The following is an 18,927-nucleotide window of genomic DNA, read 5'->3' as shown; positions in this document are numbered from 1 at the left end:
TGTCTCGACCATGCTCTGTCGGGCCGACTCCCGCCGCCGTCGCCCCTGTTGCTGACCCGGCACCCCGGCCGGCCCTCGCCGTCGGCCCCTGACGCCTTCGCGTCCCTGATCTCCCGGACACCCCGGTCCGCCGCCGCACCCGTGCGTCCGTACGCCCGTGCATCCGTGCGCCCGGGGTGAGTTCCCCGCTGCCGTCCCACGAGGATCCGTCATGCCCGATGACCCTTTCCTGCTCCACTGGTTCCTGCCCACGGGCGGTGACGGCCGCGACCCCGGCGGCGTCACCGCCGTGCAGGGCAGGACGTCCGCCGCGACCCGCCGCCCCGCCGGCATCGGCTATCTGACGCAGGTGGCGCGCGCCGCGGAGCAGGCGGGATTCCACTCGCTGCTCACCCCCGTCGGGCTCGGCTGCGTCGATCCGTGGATCCTCACCTCCGCCCTCGCCCAGCACACCGACCGGATCGGGTTCCTGGTCGCCTTCCGCGCCGGACTGGCCGGCCCGACGCTGATCGCCCAACAGGCCGACGCCTTCCGGCGTTTCGCCGGAGGACGCCTCCGCCTCAACGTCGTCACGGGCGGCGATCCCGCGGAACAGCGGGCGTACGGCGACGACCTGGACCACGACCAGCGGTACGCCCGCACCGACGAGGTGATGGCCGTCCTGCGGGACCTCCTGCGGGGAGAGCGCGTCGACCACCGCGGTGAGCACCTGCGGATCGAGGACGCCCGGCTCCACGACCCCGCCGTCCAGTACCCCGTGCCCCTGTACTTCGGGGGCGCGTCCCCGGCGGCGGAGGCGGTCGCCGCGCGCCGCGCCGACGTACAGCTCCTGTGGGGCGAGCCGCCCGCCGCCCTCGCGGAGCGCATCGGGCGCCTGCGGGCCGCCGCCCCGGCTCTGCGCTTCGGGCTCCGGCTGCACGTCATCAGCCGCGACACCGCAGCAGAGGCGTGGGCCGAGGCGGACCGGATCCTGGCGGGTTTCGATCCGGCGGCCGTACGCGCGAGCCAGGAGCGCTTCGCCCGCATGGACTCGACCGGGCAGGCCAGGATGACGGCGCTGCACGGCGGAAGTGCCGACGCGACGGCGCTGGATGTCGCCCCGAACCTCTGGGCGGGCATCGGGCTCGTACGGGAGGGGGCGGGCACGGCACTCGTCGGCTCGCACGACGAGGTCGCCCAGCGGCTCTTCGAGTACCACCGCCTGGGCATCGGTGAGTTCATCCTCTCCGGCTACCCCCACCTGGAGGAGGCCTACCGGGTGGGCGAGGAGGTCGCGCCCCGCCTGCGGGCACTGGTGGCAGGGGCAGGGGCAGGCGTGGACGCCGGAGCACGGGCGTGAGCGCCGCCGCGACGGCCGGAGCCGCCCCCGCCCCGGTGGAAACCGGTCCGGCCGGTGCGCGACGCGTCCCGGCGAGGCTCGCCGCCCTGCGCTGGACGGGCCTGCGCGCCGTCGCCCTCGTCGTGCTCCTCGCCGTCTGGCAGGCGGTCGTCGTCGCGGAGGTGTGGCCGCGGGTGCTCGTGCCGTCCCCCGGCGAGGTCTGGCACCAGTTCGTCCTCGCGTCCACGGTCCACGACGGGGTGCGCGGCTACAGCGGACACCTGCTGATCGAGCACCTCGGCGTCAGCCTCCGGCGCATCGGCATCGGGGCCGGTTACGCGGTGCTCGCCGGAGTGCCGCTCGGGCTGCTCATCGGCGTCGTCAAACCGCTCGCCGTCGTCCTGGAACCGGCCGTCACCTTCCTGCGCACACTGCCCCCGCTCGCCTACTTCTCCCTGCTCGTCATCTGGTTCGGGATCGACGAACCACCGAAGATCTGGCTGCTCGTCATCGCCGCCCTGCCGCCGATCGCCGCCGCGACCGCCGCCGCCGTGCGCTCGGTGCCGGGCGAACTCGTCGAGGCGGCACGGTCACTGGGCGCGGGGCCGGTGTCCCTGCTGCTCTCGGTCCGGCTGCCCGCCGCCCTGCCGGAGATCCTCACCGGCGTACGGATCGCCGTCGGCGTCGCCTACACCTGCGTCGTCGCCGCAGAGACCATCAACGGCGTCCCCGGTATCGGCGGCATGATCCGCGACGCCCAGCGCTACAACCAGACCGCCGTCGTCATCGCCGGCCTCATCGCCATCGGCCTCTCCGGCATCCTCCTCGACGCCCTGCTCAAGGGCGCGGAGCGTGCGTTCGTGCCGTGGCGCGGCCGGTCCTGACACCCATGTCCCCGCCCATCCCCTCCCTGGAGCCCGTCATGTCCGTGGCCATCCGCCGCCGAGCCGCCCTCCTCACCGCCGCCCTCACCGTGCTGACCGTCGCGGGCTGCGGCGACGGCGCCTCCGACAGCGCGGCCGGCCGGACCGCCGTCCGCATCGCCTACCAGGCGATACCCAACGCCGACCTCGTCGTGAAGAACCAGAGGCTGCTGGAGAAGGCGTTGCCCGAAGCCGACATCAGCTGGGTGAAGTTCGACTCCGGCGGCGACGTCAACACCGCCGTCATCTCCGGTTCGGTCGACCTGGGGCTCGCCGGTTCCAGCCCGGTCACCAAGGGACTGTCCGCTCCCCTGAACATTCCCTACAAGGTCCTGTGGATCCACGACGTGATCGGTGACAACGAGGCCCTGGTCGCCAGGAAGGGCATCCGCTCCGTCAAGGAGCTGAAAGGGAAGAAGGTCGCCGCGCCCTTCGGCTCGACCACCCACTTCTCGCTGCTCGCCGCCCTGGAACAGGCCGGGGTGAAGCCGGCCGACGTGAACATCGTCGACCTCCAGCCGCAGGACGCGCTCGCGGCCTGGACGCGCGGCGACATCGACGCGGCGTACGTCTGGACGCCGACGCTCGGCGAGATCCAGAAGACCGGCACGACGCTGATCACCAGCCGCGAACTGGCCGAGCAGGGCAAGGTCACCGCGGACCTGGGAATCGTCACCGACACGTTCGCCCGGAAGCACCCGGACATCGTCACCACGTGGCTCAAGACGCAGGACGCGGCGGTCGGGCAGACCAGGAGCGACCCCGACCGGGCGGCCAGGTCGATCGGGGCCGAACTCAACATCCCGCCGGCCGAGGCGAAGCGGCAGCTGGCGCAGCTCGTCCTGCTGACCGCGAAGGAGCAGCAGGGTCCCGACTACCTCGGCAGGCCCGGCGCGCCCGGAAGGTTCGCCCGGTACCTCCACGACGCGGCCGTCTTTCTGGAGGGGCAGAAGGCCGTGGACGCGGTCCCGGAACCCGCCGCGTTCGAGAAGGCCCTCGCCGCCGAGGAGCTGGCCCGTGCCGCGGGCTGACACCGCCGACCTGGCCCTGGACCGGATCACGGTCGGGTACGGGCGGCCGAAGGCGCGCGTCACCGCGGTGCAGGACGTCTCGCTCAGGGTCGCGCCGGGGGAGTTCGTCGTCCTCGTGGGGCCGTCCGGGTGCGGCAAGACCACCCTCCTCCGGATCGCCGCCGGCTTCGTGGAACCCACCCGGGGGACGGCGACGGTCCGGGGCGAGGCGCCGGTGCCGGGCAGCGCCACCGGTGTCGTCTTCCAGCAGCCGAGGCTCTTCCCGTGGCGTACGGCCGGCGGCAACGTGGCCTTCGCACTGGCACGGCACGGCGTCCCGCGTGCGCAGCGGGCCGCGCGCACCCGGGAGCTGCTGGAACAGGTCGGTCTCGCGGGCATGGAGGGGCGCCGTACCTGGGAGCTCTCCGGCGGCCAGCAGCAGCGGGTCGCCATCGCGCGGACCCTCGCCGGCGAGCCTCGCGTGCTGCTGATGGACGAGCCGTTCGCGGCGCTGGACGCGCTCACCAGGGAACGCCTCCAGGAGGAGGTGCGCACCCTGGCCGCGGCCTCCGGAACCACCGTGCTGTTCGTGACGCACTCGGCGGAGGAGGCCGTACTGCTCGGCTCCAGGGTCCTGGTCATGGCGGCGGGCCCCGGCCGCATCGTGACCGAGCTGGAGGTGGGCCTGGAGCGTGGGCCGGGGACGGACGTGGCCGCCCTGCGCGGCACCCCGGAGTTCTCACGGCTGCGCGGGGAGCTGGCGGCGGTGATGCGGCAGGCGTCACCACCGCCCCGGGCGGACTGACGGCAGGGCACCGCCCGGCTGCCGGGGCCCGGCTGCCGGGCGGCGGGGGCCCGGCAGCCGGACCGGCCCCGGGCCCGGGCGGCCATGTGCCCCGACGCGGGCGGGGCAGGCCGGTGCGTCTACGAGACCTCGGGCATCTCACCCGCGGTCGTCGTGACGTCGATGACCGAGAACACCGCACCCTGAGGGTCCGTCAGGGTGGCGAACCGGCCGAAGGGGATCGTCATCGGGCCGAACCGCAGCTCCGCGCCGAGCGACGTGGCCTTCTCCACGGCGGCGTCGCAGTCGGCGACGGTGAAGTACACGTTCATGTGGGCCGGCACCTGGGGCGGGAAGTCCCCGGTCATCTTCATCCTGCCCAGCACCGGGTCCGCGCCCAGGTCGTAGAGGGAGAAGTCGATGGCGTCGTCCTGGAGGTGCTTCACCCCGTATCCGAAGACGGCGGAGAAGAAGGCGTCCGCCTTCTCCGGGTCCCGGGTGTAGACCTCGGCCCAGCAGTAGGCGCCGGGTACCGCCTGTGCCTCGAAGCCCTGGTGGGTGCCCTTCTGCCACACGCCGAACGGCGTCCCGCCGGGGTCGAGGGCGAGCACCATCGTCCCGAAGTCACCCACCTGCATGGGCTCCACGACCACCTGGCCGCCGTGTTCGCGGATCCTCCCGGTGACGGCTGCGGCGTCCGGCGTGGCGAGATACAGGCACCACGCGGACGGCACCTCCTCGCCGGGCATGGGCGGCGACAGGGCGGCGACCGCCTTGCCGTCCACGTAGGCCTGCGTGTAGTTGCCGTACTCGGGCATCGAGTCGCCGTACGACCAGCCCAGGAGCTCACCGTAGAAGAGCTTCGCCCCTTCGAGGTCGCCGAACGTCCCGTCGGCCCAGCACGGAGTGCCCTCGGTTTCTGCGGCCATGACTCGGACCTTTCCTCGTTCGATGATGGTCCTCCGTCACGCTAGCCAACAGCCGTTCGACAGGCCCGCAGGCCGCCCCCTGGGTGCCGGTCGCGTCGCGGGGACGTCAGGCGCCGTCGGCCGGGCCCACGACCGAGCGCGCCACCCCGAGGTCCACCAGGTCCTGGGGGCGCAGCCGCAGCTGGTCGGCGGTGGACCGCACCTCGCCGGGCCCCCGCTTCAGGATCGCCGCCGCCAGTTCCGGAGCGATCACCGAGAAGTAGCTGTCCGAGGTGACATGGGTGCTGTCCGGAGCGGCCAGGGCCAGTGCGCCGCCCGAACCGCCCTCGCCGATGACGAGCGTGGTCACGGGCACCCCGGCCCCGGCCACCGCCGCGAAGGCGTCGGCGATGGCCGCGCCGGCGCCCGCCCGTTCCGCCTCGGCGTCGTTGGCCGCGCCGGGTGTGTCGACGAGCGTCAGCACCGGGAGGCCGAGCCGGTCCGCGAGACGGACGACCCGGGCCGCCGTGCGGTAGCCCGCCGGGCGGGTCGCCGTGCCGCACTGGGCGACGTACGCCACCGGGCGTCCGTCGTGCAGGCCGACACCGGCGAGCAGACCGGGGTCGGTCCCTCCGCAGCGGTCGCCGGTCAGCGGCAGCCGGTAGGCGAAGTACGCGTCCAGGTAGGCCCCGGCCCGAGGGCGGGCGGCGGAACGCGCCCGCTCCACCGCCTCCCAGCCGGTCGAGGGCAGCGCGGTGGCCGACAGCGCGCGGGGGACGGGGGCCGCCTCGGCCGGGACCGTCGCGGTCAGCAGGGTCAGCCATTGGTTCAGCACGCCGGGCAGCTCGTCCGGCGCGACGACCGCGTCGACCGCCCCCGCCTCCGACTGCCCCTCGGCGGTGTACGCGTACGGATCGGCGTCGGCCGGGCGCACCCGGGAGCCGGCGAACCCGATCTGCGCCCCGGGCAGGGCCAGGATCACGTCGGCGCCCGCACCGACGGTCGCCCAGCCGCCCCCGGTCGTCGGGTCCCGCAGCACGGCGATCTGCGGCAGTCCCGCAGCCCTCAGCAGGGCGGAGGCCCGGGCCACGCGCTGGAGCTGTATCAGGGCGATCATGCCCTCCTGCATCCGGCTGCCCCCGGTCGCGACGAGCGAGACGAGGGGCAGGCGCCGCTCCCGTGCCAGCGTGTACGCGGCCTCCAGCCGGTCCCCGGTGAGGCCGCCCAACGAGCCTCCCAGGAAGCCGAATTCGAAGGAGACCAGGACGCATTCCCGGTCGCCGACCCCGGCCGTGCCGTACAGGACGGACTCCTCCTCGCCGGTGCGCTCGACGGCGCGCGCCCTGGACTCGGCGTAGCCGGACCAGCCGAGCGGTCCGTCCGGGGCCGCCGGGCGGGCGTCGGGGCGGTGCTCGGTGAAGCGGCTGGTGACGGCGGCGACGGCGTCCCGGGCCGACATGCGGTCGTCGCCACGGGGCTCAGACACCGAGCGACCTCTTCATGATCTTGCCCAGCTCGTTGCGGGGCAGCGCGTCGAGATGGTGCACCACGCGCGGGCGTTTGTGCGGTGCCAGCAGACGCGCCACGTGGTCCGCGAGTTCCGCCGTCCCCGGCGGCGCCCCGGGGTCGGCCGGCACGACCCAGGCGACGATCCGCTCGCCGAGGTCCGCGTCCGGCTCGCCGGTGACGGCCGCCTCCCGCACACCGGGGTGCTCCAGCAGGGCGTTCTCGATCTCGCCCGCCCCGATCTTGTAGCCGCCGCTCTTGATCAGGTCGGTGGCCTTGCGTCCGACGATCCGCACGTAGCCGTCGGGGTCGACGGTGGCCATGTCGCCCGTGCGGAAGAAGCCGTCCTCGGTGAAGGCGGCCGCCGTGGCGTCCGGCCGGTTCAGATAGCAGGTGAAGAGGTTCGGGCCGCGCACCTGGATCTCGCCGATGGAGGCGGGGTCCTCGATCACGCTGCCGTCCTCCTCGACGATCCTCAGCTCCACGCCCGGGAGCGGCGGGCCGACCGTCCCGGCACGCGGTTCGCCGTCCGCCCGCACCCCGGTGTTCATCAGGGTCTCCGTCATCCCGTACCGCTCGACGACCCGGCGGCCGGTGGCCGACGCGATCCGCTCCTGGTCGTGGACCGGCAGCGCCGCCGAGCCGGAGACCAGCAGCCGGGCACCCGCGAGGGCCTTCCTGAGGCCCGCGGGGGCCCCGGGATCCTCCAGCGCGCCCGCCAGCCGGTGGTACATCGTGGGCACTCCGAAGAGCATCGTGCCCCCGGACAGCAGCTCGCGTGCCACACCCTCGGCGGAGAACCGGCCGAGGTGCCGCACGGAGCCGCCCCGGCGCAGCGGTCCGAGGACGCCCAGGATCAGGCCGTGCACATGGAACAGCGGCAGGGCGTGGACCAGGACGTCCTGACCCGTCCACCGCCAGGCGTCCTCCAGCGCGTCCAGCGAGGCGGCGATCGCCCGGCGCGGCAGGACGGCGCCCTTGGGCGGACCGGTGGTGCCCGAGGTGTAGACGACCAGGGCGGGGGAGTCGGCGGAGGGCTCGGGGAGAGCCGGCTCCCCGTCCCCGGCGGGTGTGCCGCCGGGCAGCAGCTCCGTCCGGACGAGCAGCCGCTCCGTGCCGTCGAGTGCGGCCGGCAGCTCGTCGTCCGCCCCGGCCAGCACCCAGCGGGGCGCGCTGTCGGCGACGATGTGCGCGAGTTCCCGCTCGCCCGTCCTCGGGTTGAGCGGGACGGCGGGCACCCCGGCCCGCAGCGCCGCGACGACGGCGACCACGGTCTCCGGCGTCGGGGTGGCCCAGACGGCGACCCGCCCCGCCCCCGCGATCCGGGCGGCCAGGGAGGCGGAGGCCGTGTCCAACTGCGCGTAGGTCAGGACGTGTTCCCCGAACCGGACGGCCTCGGGGGAGTCCGGCCTGCGGGACGCTCCGCTCAGCGCGGGCAGAAGAGAGGTCACCCGGTGCAGCCTAGGCGGTACCCGCTGGACCGCCCCTCGAGCCGGACACACCGTCAGGCGTCGCGCCGCACGTTCCGCATGCGGCCGTACGCGTACACGCTCCCGGCCAGCGCCAGGTCGGAGAGCAGCATGAAGCCGATCGAGTAGGTGCCCTTGGCGCTGTAGATCGCGCCCATCACCAGCGGCGGCACGAAGCCGCCGAGGCCGCCCATGGCACCGACGATGCCGGTCACGCTGCCCACCTTGGCCTGCGGGGTCACCTGCGAGACCAGGGCGAAGACACTGCCGCTCGCGGTGCCGAGCCCCGCCGCCATGAACAGCAGCGCGATCGTGCCCAGCGGGTCCAGCGGCGGGTCGAAGGCCTGGACGATGGCCAGCAGGGCCGCCAGCAGCAGAGCCCCGGCCGTGACGAGGGCGGGATGGATCCGGTCCGACAGCCAGCCGCCGATCGGCCGGAAGACGACGGTGACCAGCGCGAAACCGGCGGCCTTGGTGCCCGCCTCGGTCGGCGACATGTCGTACCAGGTCTTCAGATACGTCGGCAGGTACACGCCGAACGCGACGATGCCGCCGAAACCGATCGCGTACAGCGCGGACAGCTCCCACGTCACACGCAGCCGCCCCGCCTGCCCCAGCCGGTGGCCCAGCGTGTCCGTCGGCACCTTGCGGTCCGGGTGGTCGGTGATGAGGACCGCGGCCAGCAGCGAGTACACGGCCAGCGCTCCGGCGACGATCCAGAACGGCAGGTTCACGTGCTGGTCGGCGATCCGGGGCGTGAAGTAGCCGGACAGGGCCACGCCGCCCATGCCCATGCCGAACACCCCGAGCGCGAGCCCCCGTTTCGCGGGCGCGAACCACGAGTTGACCAGGGGGATGCCGATGGCGAACGTCGTGCCGCCCAGCCCGAGCAGGAAGCCGACGGCGATCATCGCCCCGTAGGAGTCCTTCGCCGGGATGAGCAGCAGCACCGGGACGATCGTCAGCGCCGAGACCACCGGGAACATCAGCTTCGCACCGAACTTGTCGGTCAGGGCGCCGGCGGGGATGCGGCCGAGCGAGCCGACGAGCACCGGCACGGCGACCAGGAGCGACTGCTGGAAGGAACTCAGCCCGAGCCTCTCCTTGAAGTCCCCGGACAGCGGCGAGATCAGGTTCCAGGCCCAGAAGGTGAGGGTGAACCCGACCGTGGCCATGATCAGGTTCCGGTACGCGGCGGTGGACCGGGTCCGGTCCGGGGAGGGGGCCTTGCCGACGGTGTCCACACCGCAAGTCAAGGGCGGGCCCACCGGTGGGGCGCGGTGGACTGAGCCATCCGGGTAAGCCCTTCCGACGTAGACGCCCCTAGGGCCGACGGGCCCCCGCAGCCGGTCCGGACCTCGCTCGGCGGTCGCTTCCGGGCCCCGGCTGCCACACTCGTGCCTATGGACCGGCTGGACAGAGAGATCCTCGGCATCCTCCAGGAGGACGCCCGGATCTCGTACCGCGATCTGGGTGTACGCGTGGGGCTCAGCGCCAACGCGGCGGGCGACCGCGTACGCCGCATGCGCCGCGACGGCGTGATCCGGGGCTTCACCGTCATCGTCGACCCGGCCGCCGACACCCGCTCGGGTCTCGTCGTCTTCATCGACGTGTCGCTGCGCCTCGACACGACGAACGAGGAGTTCGAACGGGCGGTGCTCACCCTGCCCGGCATCACCGAGGTGGTGCACGTGACGGGTGGCCACGACTACCTGGTGCGCGCGACGGCGGCCGACCCGGGGTCGCTCGACGCCCTGCTGCGCCGGCTGAAGAAGGACGCGGGCGTCGCCCACTCCAGCACCCGCATCGCGCTCAGAGCGGCACCTGCCAAATGACGGTCGGCGACCGGGTGCCGTCCTCGTCGCGCCCGTCGTCCGCCACCACCAGGCGCACTGCGGCGCGCCCGTCGGGCTCACGCGCCGTCGCGTCCACCTCCACCTCGACGGCCGTCGCGCCCGCCCGGCGGTGCGCGGCGGCCAGTGCCCCGCGCAGCACGTCGAGCAGCCGGCCCGCCACAGGCTCCACGACCAGGGTGTCCACCGCACCCGCGAAGTGCACCGACGGCTGGAAGCCCAGCACCGCCGCGGCGCCACCCGTCTCGCGCAGCACCCTGCCGCGGAACGTGGCGGGTGCCTCGGCCGGCGGCTGCTGAAGGGCGAAGATCGCCGTCCTGACCTCCTGGATGGTGGAGTCCAGCTCGTCGACGGCCCGGGTGAGCAGCCGGGCGGTCTCCGCGTCGCCGTCGAGGTCCTTGCGGCGGGTCGACTCCAGCATCATCTCCGTCGCGAACAGCCGCTGTACGACGAGGTCGTGCAGGTCACGGGCGATGCGGTCACGGTCCTCGTAGACCGCCAGCTGCTCCCGGTAGTGCTGCGCGTCCGCCATCACCAGGGCCAGCGCGGCCTGGGAGGCGAACTGCGACGCCAGCAGCCGGTCCATGTCCGTGTACGGGAGCCCGCCCCTGCGCCGGGGCAGGGCGAGCGTGCCGATGAGCCGCCCCCCGCTCTGCAGCGGCAGCATCATGCTGGGGCCGAACCGCGACCGCACCGGGGTCGTCATCCTGGGGTCGGTCGACGAGTCGTCGATGAAGACCTCCTCGCCGCTCAGCAGCTGCACGAGGACGGGGGAGCCCGGCGCGATGGCGGTGCCGACGAGGCCCGCGGGATCGTCGAGGGTTGAGGCGGCGACGATCTCCATCCCGCCGTCGTCGGTCGGCTGGAGGATCACCCCGGCCGCCGCGCCGGCCAGCACCCGCGCCCGCTCGGCGACCGTGGTCAGGGCGTCGGTCGGGCCGGCGCCCGTCAGCAGAGCCCGGGTCACGGCGGCCGCACCCTCGATCCAGCGCTCCCGCTGCCGGGCCGCCCGGTAGAGGTGGGCACCGCCGATCGCGGCGGCGGCCTGGGAGGCGAGCAGCCGCAGCAGTGCCAGATCGGTGTCGGAGAACCGCCCGGGTTCCTCCGCGGTGAGGCACAGGCTGCCGAGCACTTCGGAGCGCACCCGGACCGGGGCCCCGAGGAAGGACCGCATCGGGGGCGGCTCGCCGTCGGACGCGGGGCGGGGCGGCAGCTCGTCGAGCCGTACCGCCTGCGCGTCGTCGACGAGGACCCCGAGGAACCCCGTCCGGCCGTCGAGCAGCGGACGCGCGCCCAGGCGTTCGGCGTCCGTCATGCCGGTGGTGAACAGGTCCGTGACGTGCCGGTCCGCCGGGTCGAGCAGGGCCAGGGCGCCGTGACGCGCCCCGGCCAGGGCCGTCGCCGTGTCCACGATGTGCTGGAGCGTGGTCCGCAGGTCGAGCCCCGTCTCCGCCACCGGCGGGCCCGCGGCTCTCAGCCCGCGATCGGGGCGAGGACCAGCGGCTGGACCATGCCGTCCAGCATCGCGCCGAGCCCGAGCACCGAGCACACGTCGGGCCGCTCCGCGATGTGCACCGGCACGCCCGTCGCCTCGCGCAGCATCTGGTCGAGGCCGGGCAGCAGGGCGCTGCCGCCGACCATCATGATCCCGGAGTCCGCGATGTCGGCGACCAGGTCGGGCGGGCAGTCGCGCAGCACCTTGCCCAGCCCGTCGAGCACCGCGGTGAGCGGGGTGTGGATCGCCTGGCGTACGGCGGCGGTGTCGACCTGCACCGAGCGGGCGAGGCCGGTGGCCACGTCCCGGCCGTGGATCTCCGTCATCGCCGGCCCGTTGAGCGTCAGGCCGTTGCCCCGGAGCGCGAGCTGGAGGGGCCGCACCGACTGGCTGGGCAGCATCAGCTCGTGGTGCTGGCGCAGGTGCTGGATCACCGCGTGGTCGATGGCCTCCCCGCCGATGGGGATGCGTACGGCCGTCACGATCGAGCCGAGCGAGAGCACCGCGATCTGGGTGGTGGCCGCGCCGCAGACCATGATCATGGTGGCGGTCGGCTGCTCGACCGGGAGCCCGCAGCCGACGGCGGCCGCGATCAGGGTGTCGACCAGCTCGACCCGCCGCGCCCCGAGCCCGACGAGGGTCTCGACGGTCGCCCGCTGGGCCAGCGGATCGGCCTCGTGCGGCGTGCACGCGGCGGCCCGCAGCCGGGGCTTGCGGCGCAGCTGGCGGCGGAGCTTCTCGCCGAGGAGGTGGCGCAGCATGCGCTGGGCCATGTCGATGTCCACGACGGTTCCGCCGGACACCGGGCGGGCCACCCGGATGTACGCGGGGGTGCGCCCGGTCATCTGCTCGGCCAGGGCGCCGACGGCGATGAGCGAGCCGGTGCGCGTGTTCACGGCGGCGACACTGGGCTCGTCCACGACGAGACCCACTCCCTTGATGTACACACGGGTCCTCGCGGCCCCGAGATCGACGGCGACATGGCAACGGCGCAACTGATCGAGACTGACGGTCACGGCAGGGTCTCCCGAGAGCGCTGGCGGGGGCACCGGCGGCAGCCGGCCCTCATGGCATCGTCGCGCCGGGACTGGCCGGGCGCGCGCTGGGTGAGCCGTAGGGGGGACCCGGAGCTGACGGCGCGACAGGTGTCAGGACCGGCCCGGGAGCAGACGCTGGAACAGGCCCCAGGTGAACTCCGCGACCTGCGGCCGCCCGTCGGCCGGGTCGGTGAACGACAGGGCCCAGCGGGTCGGCGCGCTCCCCTCCATGGGCCTGACCGGGGCGAAGGCCCTGGCCACCTCGTCGACGGTGCAGGACCACGGGAGCAGGTCCCCGGCACCGTTCAGTTCGGGGCCCGGCACGCCGGGCGCGCGCACCAGCCACTCGTTCCACACGGCCCCGCCGGGGCCCGCCATCACCTCGAACCGGAGGTCGGGCCAGAGCGGCAGCGGCCACAGCAGCGCGTCGCACTCCAGGTCGCCGACCGTGCGGCGCAGGGACGCCTCGGGCTCGCCCAGCACCGAGCGGTAGCGGCGCAGCGCACCCCGGCCGCGCGGGGCCCGCAGCATGGCCTGCCAGCGGCGGTTCGCCTCCCGCATCTCCCCGAGCGACGCACCCAGTTCGATGCGTGCGTCCTCGACGAGGTCCGGCCGGTGATCGGCCATGCGGCGCAGCAGGACGAGCTGGAACTGGAGCGGCCCGAACGGGGCGGGAGCGGTCATGGGGCCCATCCTGCCGCGTGTCACGCGTATCGGACGGCGTGCCCCGGAGTCCGGGATTCCACACAGGATCCTCACCTGTGCGGCTTCCTGTGCGCTTCCCCACGCGTTTAGTCTGCGGGCGCGATGGATTACTGCCACCCGTGCCAACGGCACCTCAACGGGGCCCTGGCCTGCGCCGGTTGCGGAACACCCGCCGACGCGCTGGTCCCTTACGCGGTCCCCGCCGCCCCGGCCCGTCCCGGCCGCGACGAAGGGCCCGAGGGCGAGACCTCCGGTGCCTCCGAGGCCACCGGACACCGCCGCCGGGCCCGAGAAGCCGCCCCGCGCCGCCGGGGGCGCCGCGGCCACCGCCGTCGCGGACGCACCCTGCTGCTGACGGCCACCGGTGTCGTGCTCGCCGCCGGCGCCCTGAGCCTGGCCGAGCTCGCCATCGAGCCCGGGGGTGACAGCGGCGCGGCGGACTACGTCAGCGAGGCCGCGGACACCTCCACCGGCAGCGCACCGCCGGGGTCCTCCGGTGTGGAGCCGGACGACGCCGTGCCGGTGGAGGCGCCCACAGTCGTCCCGGTGACCGCGTCCCGCTCCGGCGAGGCCGAGGACGGACCCGCCGGCTCCGCGTCGCCGGAGGCCTCCGCTCCGGCCACCACCCCTCCCGGACCCCCGTCCCCGTCCACCTCGGCCCCGGAGCCGAGCGGGCCCGCCGCGACCGAGGGGCCGTCGGACCCCACGCACTCCACCGGGCCGACGACGGAGCCGACGAGCCCCGCGCCCGGCGGCGACCCCACGCCCACGCCGTCGCCCTCCGAGACGTGCACACCGTGGCTCTGGTGGTGCGTCTGAGGCATCCCCGCCTCGGACGGTCCCCTCCATCGGACGGTCCCGTACGGCCTCCCGGTCCCGTACGGCCTCAGGTGGCCTCCTCGCCGAGCATCCGGCGCAGGAGGTCGCGCAGTACGGTCCGCTCCGCCTCCGACAGCTCGGCCAGCGGCTCCCGGGCGAAGTCCAGGGCGTCCCGCAGCTGCGCGGCCGTCCGCACGCCCTCCTCGGTCGGCGCGGCGAGCTTCACCCGGCGGTCGGCCGGGTCCGGGCGCCGCTCGACCAGGCCGCGGAGCTCCAGCCGGTCGACCATCCCGGTGATGTTGGACGGTTCGCACTTCAGCTTCTGGGCGACCTTGCGCATGGGCATCGGCTCCAGCGAGAGCAGCCCGAGCACGCGCGCCTGCGCGCCGGTGAGGCCGTGGGCGGCGGCGGCCCGGTCGTACTCCTCGTGGTAGCGCGCCACGACGCCGCCGATGAGCCGGATGACGTCGTGGGTCACGGGGTCCGTGTTCGGGGTGGCCATGACACCCAGCGTACCGAATTACTTGACAAGGTGAAATATCGCGACGCATGGTTGTTTCATGTCCTGAAGCTTTTCGGCTTCCCGCACCGTCCGACATCGAGGAGAACCCGAGCCCATGTCTGCAGCACTTCCCACGTCGAGCCGTGAATGGCACCTCGTCGCCCGTCCGCACGGCTGGCCCGAGGCCAAGGACTTCGCGCTGCGCGAGGCGCCGGTGACCGCTCCCGCCGAGGGCCGCGTCCTCGTCCGCAACCTGCACTTCTCGGTCGACCCGTACATGCGGGGCCGGATGAACGACGTGAAGTCGTACGCTCCGCCCTTCAAGCTCGACCACCCGATGCAGGGCGGCGCGGTCGGCGAGGTCGTGGCGTCGGCCGCAGAGGGCTTCTCCGTCGGCGACCACGTCCTGCACGGCCTCGGCTGGCGCGAGTACGCCGAGGTGCCCGCCGAGCACGCGGTGAAGATCGACGCCTCGCTGGCTCCCGTGTCCGCCTACCTCGGTGTGCTGGGCATGCCCGGGCTCACCGCCTACGCGGGCCTGTTCGAGGTCGCCTCCTTCAAGGAGGGCGACGCCGTCTTCGTCTCCGGCGCGGCCGGAGCGGTCGGCAGCCAGGTCGGCCAGATGGCGAAGATCAAGGGCGCGTCCAGGGTCATCGGCTCGGCCGGTTCCGACGAGAAGGTCAAGCTCCTCGTCGAGGAGTACGGCTTCGACGCGGCCTTCAACTACAAGAAGGGCCCCGTCCGGGAGCAGCTCGCCGAGGCCGCGCCCGACGGCATCGACGTCTACTTCGACAACGTCGGCGGTGAGCACCTGGAGGCCGCGCTCTCCACGCTCAACCTGCACGGCCGCGTCACCATGTGCGGGATGATCGCGCAGTACAACGCCACGGAGCCCACCCCGGGGCCGAGCAATCTCGCGCTCGTCATCGGAAAGCGCCTGCGCCTGCAGGGCATCCTCGTGGGCGACCACGCGGCGCTCCAGCCGAAGTTCGTGCAGGAGGTGGCCGGCTGGATCGCATCCGGAGACCTCAAGTACACCGAGACGAACGTCCGGGGCATCGAGAACGGCTACGACGCCTTCGTGGGCATGCTGCGCGGCGAGAACACCGGAAAGATGGTCGTTTCGCTCGACGCCTGACCGCCCCGGGACGTGACCCGATAGGCTCGGCCCAGGCCGTCGCGGTCGTGGGCGCGAGCCGCGGCGCACCAGCAGGAGGAATCACCCGTATGACCATCCAGCACATAGACGTGGCCTACACCGCCGTCGCCACCGCCGAGAACGGCCGCGACGGCCGCGTCTCCTCCGACGACGGCAACCTCGACGTCGTCGTCAACCCGCCGAAGGCGATGGGCGGCAGCGGCGCGGGAACCAACCCCGAGCAGCTCTTCGCGGCCGGCTACAGCGCCTGTTTCCAGGGCGCGCTCGGTGTGGTCGCCCGCAGCGAGAAGGCCGACATCTCGGGTTCGACGGTGACCGCCTCGGTCTCCATCGGCAAGACGGAGGCCGGCGGCTTCGGCCTGGAGGTCGCGATCAGCGCCTCCATCCCGAACGTCGACAGGGCCACCGCCCAGGCGCTCGTCGAGAAGGCGCACCAGGTGTGCCCGTACTCGAACGCCACCCGCGGCAACATCAAGGTCGAGCTGTCCGTCGCCTGACCGGACGGACCCGGCCGTACGCGTCCGAGGGCCGCACCCCACGCGGGGTGCGGCCCTCGGCCGTGACCGGTGCCCGCGGCGCGGTACCGGTCGTGGACTCAGCCTCGCGGACGACGCGTCACGAGCCGACCTTGCGCTTGTTCCAGACGTCGAAGCCGACCGCCGCGAGCAGGACGAGACCCTTGATGACCTGCTGGTAGTCGGTGCCGATGCCGACGAGGTTCATGCCGTTGTTCAGCACACCCAGGACGAGACCACCGATGATCGCGCCGAGGACCGTGCCGACGCCGCCGCTCATCGACGCGCCGCCGATGAACGAGGCGGCGATGGCCTCCAGTTCGAAGTTGAGGCCCGCCTTGGGCGAAGCGGCGTTGAAGCGGGCGGCGAAGACCAGACCCGCCAGGGCCGCGAGCATGCCCATGTTCAGGAAGACCAGGAAGGTGACCTTCCTGTCCTTCACACCCGACAGCTTGGCCGCGGGCAGGTTGCCGCCGATGGCGTAGATGTGGCGGCCGATGATCGCGTTGCGCATCAGGTAGCCGAACCCGACGACGAGCACGCCGAGGATGAGCAGCACGACCGGGGCGCCCTTGTAGCTGGCCAGCAGCAGTGTGACCACGAGGACGGCCGCGACCAGCGCGACCAGCTTCAGCACGAAGAGCTTGGCAGGCAGCACGTCGAGGGCGAACTCCTGCTGCCGCTTGCGGTCGCGGACCTCCTGGAACACCACGAAGGCGATCAGCGCGAAGCCCAGCAGCAGCGTGAGGTTGTGGTAGTTGGTGGTGGGGCCGACCTCGGGGAGGAAGCCGTTGGCTATCTCCTGCAGGTCCTTGGGGAAGGGGCCCAGCGTCTGGCCCTTCAGGAAGATCTCGGTGAGACCGCGGAAGAGCAGCATGCCCGCGAGGGTCACGATGAACGACGGTATGCCGAGATAGGCGATGAAGAAGCCCTGCACCGCGCCCGCCACGGCGCCGATGGCCAGGCACAGCACCACCGCGAGCGGCCAGGACAGATCGTGCTCGACCATCAGTACGGCGGCCATCGCGCCGATGAACGCGGTCAGCGAGCCGACCGAGAGGTCGATGTGGCCTGCGATGATGACGAGCATCATGCCGATCGCGAGAATCAGGATGTAGCTGTTCTGCAGCACCAGGTTGGAGACGTTGCGCGGCAGCAGCAGGTCGCCGCCCGACCACACCGCGAACAGCACCACGATCAGGCCCAGGGCCATCAGCATGCCGTACTGGCGCATGTTGCGGCGCATGCCGCCGAGCACCAGCTGCAGCAGGCCGTCGCCGGATGCCGCCCCGCCCTTTCCGGCCGGTGCGGGGGCCGGGGTCCTGTCGGTCAGGTCCGTACTCATCGGGTTACCTCGTTGTCCTTCGTCATCTGACGCATCAGCGCTTCCTGCGTGGCCTCGGCCCGCGGGAACTCGCCCGTCAGCCGTCCCGCGGCCATGGTGTAGATGCGGTCGCACATGCCGAGCAGCTCCGGCAGTTCGGAGGAAATGAAGACGACCGCCTTGCCCTGGGCGGCCAGCCGGTCGATGACCGTGTAGATCTCGTACTTGGCACCGACGTCGATGCCGCGCGTGGGCTCGTCCAGGATGAGCACCTCGGGACCCGCGAAGATCCACTTGCTGAGGACGACCTTCTGCTGGTTGCCGCCGGACAGCTTGCCCACGGGTTCGAAGACCGTCGGCGCCTTGATGTTCATGGACCGGCGGAAGTCCTCGGCGACCTGCCGCTCCCCGTGCTCATCGACCACACCCCGCCTGGCGACCTTGCCGAGGGCGGTCAGCGAGATGTTCCGGTTGATGGTGTCGATGAGGTTGAGGCCGTAGTGCTTGCGGTCCTCGGTGGCGTACGCGATGCCGTGCTTCACGGCCTCGGGGACGGACTTCGTGCGGATCTCGGTGCCGTCCCGGAGGACCGTGCCGCCCGCGTACCGGCCGTAGGAGCGCCCGAAGACGCTCATCGCCAGCTCGGTGCGGCCGGCGCCCATGAGACCGGCGATCCCGACGATCTCGCCGCGCCGCACCTCGATCGAGACGTCGTCGACGACCTTGCGCTGCTGGTCGATCGGGTGGTGCACGGTCCAGTTGCGGATCTCCAGGGCGGGGGCGGTGCCCTCCTCCGGGTGGTGCGGGGTGCGCTCCGGGAACCGGTGCTCCAGGTCGCGGCCGACCATCCCGCTGATGATCCGGTCCTCGGTCGTCTCCTCGGCCTTCACGTCGAGCGTCTCGATGGAGCGCCCGTCGCGGATGATCGTGACCGAGTCGGCGACCCGGCGGATCTCGTTCAGCTTGTGCGAGATGATGATCGAGGTCATGCCCTGGTCCTTGAGCTGCAGGATCAGGTCGAGGAGCTTGCCGCTGTCCTCGTCGTTCAGCGCCGCCGTCGGCTCGTCGAGGATGAGCAGCTTCACCTTCTTCGACAGCGCCTTGGCTATCTCCACCAGTTGCTGCTTGCCCACGCCGATGTCGGCGACACGGGTCTCCGGGTGCTCGTCGAGACCGACCCTGCGCAGCAGTTCGCCCGCGTGCCGCAGGGTGTCGTTCCAGTTGATGAGCCCGCGCCTCGCGTGCTCGTTGCCGAGGAAGATGTTCTCCGCGATGGAGAGGTACGGCACCAGCGCCAGTTCCTGGTGGATGATCACGATGCCGTGCTGCTCGCTCGCCCGGATGTCCTTGAACCGGCACGTCTCGCTCTCGAAGAGGATGTCCCCCTCGTAGCTGCCGTGCGGGTGGACGCCGGAGAGGACCTTCATCAGGGTCGACTTGCCGGCGCCGTTCTCCCCGCAGATGGCGTGGACCTCGCCCTGCCGGACGGTCAGCGTGACGTCCGAAAGCGCTTTGACGCCGGGGAAGGTTTTGACGATCGAGCGCATTTCCAGGACGGGTCCCGCCATGGTCTTGCCTTCCAATCCTTGAGGGGGCCCGG

General features: G+C 72.8%; 18 protein-coding genes. 8 read left to right on the top strand and 10 right to left on the bottom strand.

The window, feature by feature from the left end:
* Positions 1–211 precede the first annotated feature (211 nt).
* From OHT61_RS10150 to OHT61_RS10135, 4 genes are read left to right on the top strand one after another with little or no spacing between them, the layout of a single operon-like run.
* The gene (locus OHT61_RS10150; RefSeq protein WP_329037059.1) at positions 212–1,339 is read left to right on the top strand and encodes an LLM class flavin-dependent oxidoreductase; all 1,128 of its coding nucleotides are present in this window, start codon (positions 212–214) and stop codon (positions 1,337–1,339) included.
* Positions 1,336–2,202, top strand: coding sequence for an ABC transporter permease (locus OHT61_RS10145; protein ID WP_443049392.1), 867 nt, complete (start codon positions 1,336–1,338; stop codon positions 2,200–2,202). The genes OHT61_RS10150 and OHT61_RS10145 overlap by 4 nt, the downstream gene beginning before the upstream one ends.
* Before the next feature lie 5 nt (positions 2,203–2,207).
* Positions 2,208–3,272 (top strand): taurine ABC transporter substrate-binding protein, encoded by a 1,065-nt coding sequence (locus OHT61_RS10140; protein WP_329037057.1) that lies wholly within the window; start codon positions 2,208–2,210, stop codon positions 3,270–3,272.
* Positions 3,259–4,056, top strand: coding sequence for an ABC transporter ATP-binding protein (locus OHT61_RS10135; protein WP_329037055.1), 798 nt, complete (start codon positions 3,259–3,261; stop codon positions 4,054–4,056). Before OHT61_RS10140 ends, OHT61_RS10135 begins: the two co-directional genes overlap by 14 nt.
* Before the next feature lie 119 nt (positions 4,057–4,175).
* Here OHT61_RS10135 and OHT61_RS10130 read toward each other — a convergent pair whose 3' ends face one another.
* The 4 genes from OHT61_RS10130 to OHT61_RS10115 form a co-directional block, all read right to left on the bottom strand.
* Positions 4,176–4,964 (bottom strand): VOC family protein, encoded by a 789-nt coding sequence (locus OHT61_RS10130; RefSeq protein WP_329037053.1) that lies wholly within the window; start codon positions 4,962–4,964, stop codon positions 4,176–4,178.
* Between the two features lie 106 nt (positions 4,965–5,070).
* On the bottom strand, positions 5,071–6,402 hold the full coding sequence (locus OHT61_RS10125) for a carboxyl transferase domain-containing protein (RefSeq protein WP_329043184.1): 1,332 nt from the start codon (positions 6,400–6,402) through the stop codon (positions 5,071–5,073).
* Between the two features lie 19 nt (positions 6,403–6,421).
* Positions 6,422–7,900, bottom strand: a complete 1,479-nt coding sequence (locus OHT61_RS10120) for an acyl-CoA synthetase (RefSeq protein WP_329037050.1) — start codon at positions 7,898–7,900, stop codon at positions 6,422–6,424.
* A gap of 53 nt (positions 7,901–7,953) precedes the next feature.
* Positions 7,954–9,093: a nitrate/nitrite transporter gene (locus OHT61_RS10115; RefSeq protein WP_329043182.1), complete on the bottom strand. Its 1,140-nt coding sequence runs from the start codon at positions 9,091–9,093 to the stop codon at positions 7,954–7,956.
* Positions 9,094–9,321: 228 nt separating this feature from the next.
* Here OHT61_RS10115 and OHT61_RS10110 point away from each other — a divergent pair, with 228 nt between their 5' ends.
* Positions 9,322–9,753: an Lrp/AsnC family transcriptional regulator gene (locus tag OHT61_RS10110; protein ID WP_327118930.1), complete on the top strand. Its 432-nt coding sequence runs from the start codon at positions 9,322–9,324 to the stop codon at positions 9,751–9,753.
* Here OHT61_RS10110 and OHT61_RS10105 read toward each other — a convergent pair.
* The 3 genes from OHT61_RS10105 to OHT61_RS10095 all read right to left on the bottom strand — a co-directional run bounded on the left by OHT61_RS10105 (position 9,731) and on the right by OHT61_RS10095 (position 12,987).
* On the bottom strand, positions 9,731–11,227 hold the full coding sequence (locus tag OHT61_RS10105) for a sensor histidine kinase (protein ID WP_329037047.1): 1,497 nt from the start codon (positions 11,225–11,227) through the stop codon (positions 9,731–9,733). The two genes, OHT61_RS10110 and OHT61_RS10105, sit on opposite strands and share 23 nt — an antisense overlap.
* A gap of 17 nt (positions 11,228–11,244) precedes the next feature.
* Positions 11,245–12,282 carry a rod shape-determining protein gene (locus tag OHT61_RS10100; RefSeq protein ID WP_329037045.1) on the bottom strand — a complete coding sequence of 346 codons (1,038 nt, stop codon included), beginning with the start codon at positions 12,280–12,282 and terminating at the stop codon, positions 11,245–11,247.
* 132 nt (positions 12,283–12,414) lie between these two features.
* Positions 12,415–12,987, bottom strand: a complete 573-nt coding sequence (locus OHT61_RS10095) for a hypothetical protein (protein WP_329037044.1) — start codon at positions 12,985–12,987, stop codon at positions 12,415–12,417.
* 123 nt (positions 12,988–13,110) lie between these two features.
* On the opposite strand from OHT61_RS10095, the gene OHT61_RS10090 reads away from it, so the two are divergent.
* Positions 13,111–13,827: an SCO2400 family protein gene (locus tag OHT61_RS10090; RefSeq protein WP_329037042.1), complete on the top strand. Its 717-nt coding sequence runs from the start codon at positions 13,111–13,113 to the stop codon at positions 13,825–13,827.
* Between the two features lie 67 nt (positions 13,828–13,894).
* On the opposite strand, the gene OHT61_RS10085 is transcribed toward OHT61_RS10090, so the two are convergent.
* Complete coding sequence (locus tag OHT61_RS10085) at positions 13,895–14,329, bottom strand: MarR family winged helix-turn-helix transcriptional regulator (RefSeq protein WP_329037040.1); 435 nt, start codon at positions 14,327–14,329, stop codon at positions 13,895–13,897.
* 115 nt (positions 14,330–14,444) lie between these two features.
* Between OHT61_RS10085 and OHT61_RS10080 the strand changes: the two genes are divergently transcribed.
* Complete coding sequence (locus tag OHT61_RS10080) at positions 14,445–15,467, top strand: NADP-dependent oxidoreductase (RefSeq protein ID WP_329037038.1); 1,023 nt, start codon at positions 14,445–14,447, stop codon at positions 15,465–15,467.
* A gap of 89 nt (positions 15,468–15,556) precedes the next feature.
* Positions 15,557–15,985 carry an organic hydroperoxide resistance protein gene (locus tag OHT61_RS10075; RefSeq protein ID WP_329037036.1) on the top strand — a complete coding sequence of 143 codons (429 nt, stop codon included), beginning with the start codon at positions 15,557–15,559 and terminating at the stop codon, positions 15,983–15,985.
* Positions 15,986–16,103: 118 nt separating this feature from the next.
* Here OHT61_RS10075 and mmsB read toward each other — a convergent pair whose 3' ends face one another.
* Together mmsB and mmsA are read right to left on the bottom strand one after the other, a co-directional pair.
* Positions 16,104–17,348 carry a multiple monosaccharide ABC transporter permease gene (gene mmsB / locus OHT61_RS10070; RefSeq protein WP_329037034.1) on the bottom strand — a complete coding sequence of 415 codons (1,245 nt, stop codon included), beginning with the start codon at positions 17,346–17,348 and terminating at the stop codon, positions 16,104–16,106.
* The gene (mmsA, locus tag OHT61_RS10065) at positions 17,345–18,895 is read right to left on the bottom strand and encodes a multiple monosaccharide ABC transporter ATP-binding protein (RefSeq protein ID WP_329037033.1); all 1,551 of its coding nucleotides are present in this window, start codon (positions 18,893–18,895) and stop codon (positions 17,345–17,347) included. Before mmsA ends, mmsB begins: the two co-directional genes overlap by 4 nt.
* Between the last annotated feature and the right edge of the window lie 32 nt (positions 18,896–18,927).

This window comes from Streptomyces sp. NBC_00178, from assembly GCF_036206005.1.
GTDB lineage: Bacteria > Actinomycetota > Actinomycetes > Streptomycetales > Streptomycetaceae > Streptomyces.
The sequence above is the reverse complement of the archived record's forward strand: the minus strand, read 5'-3'. Positions and strand labels throughout refer to the sequence as shown.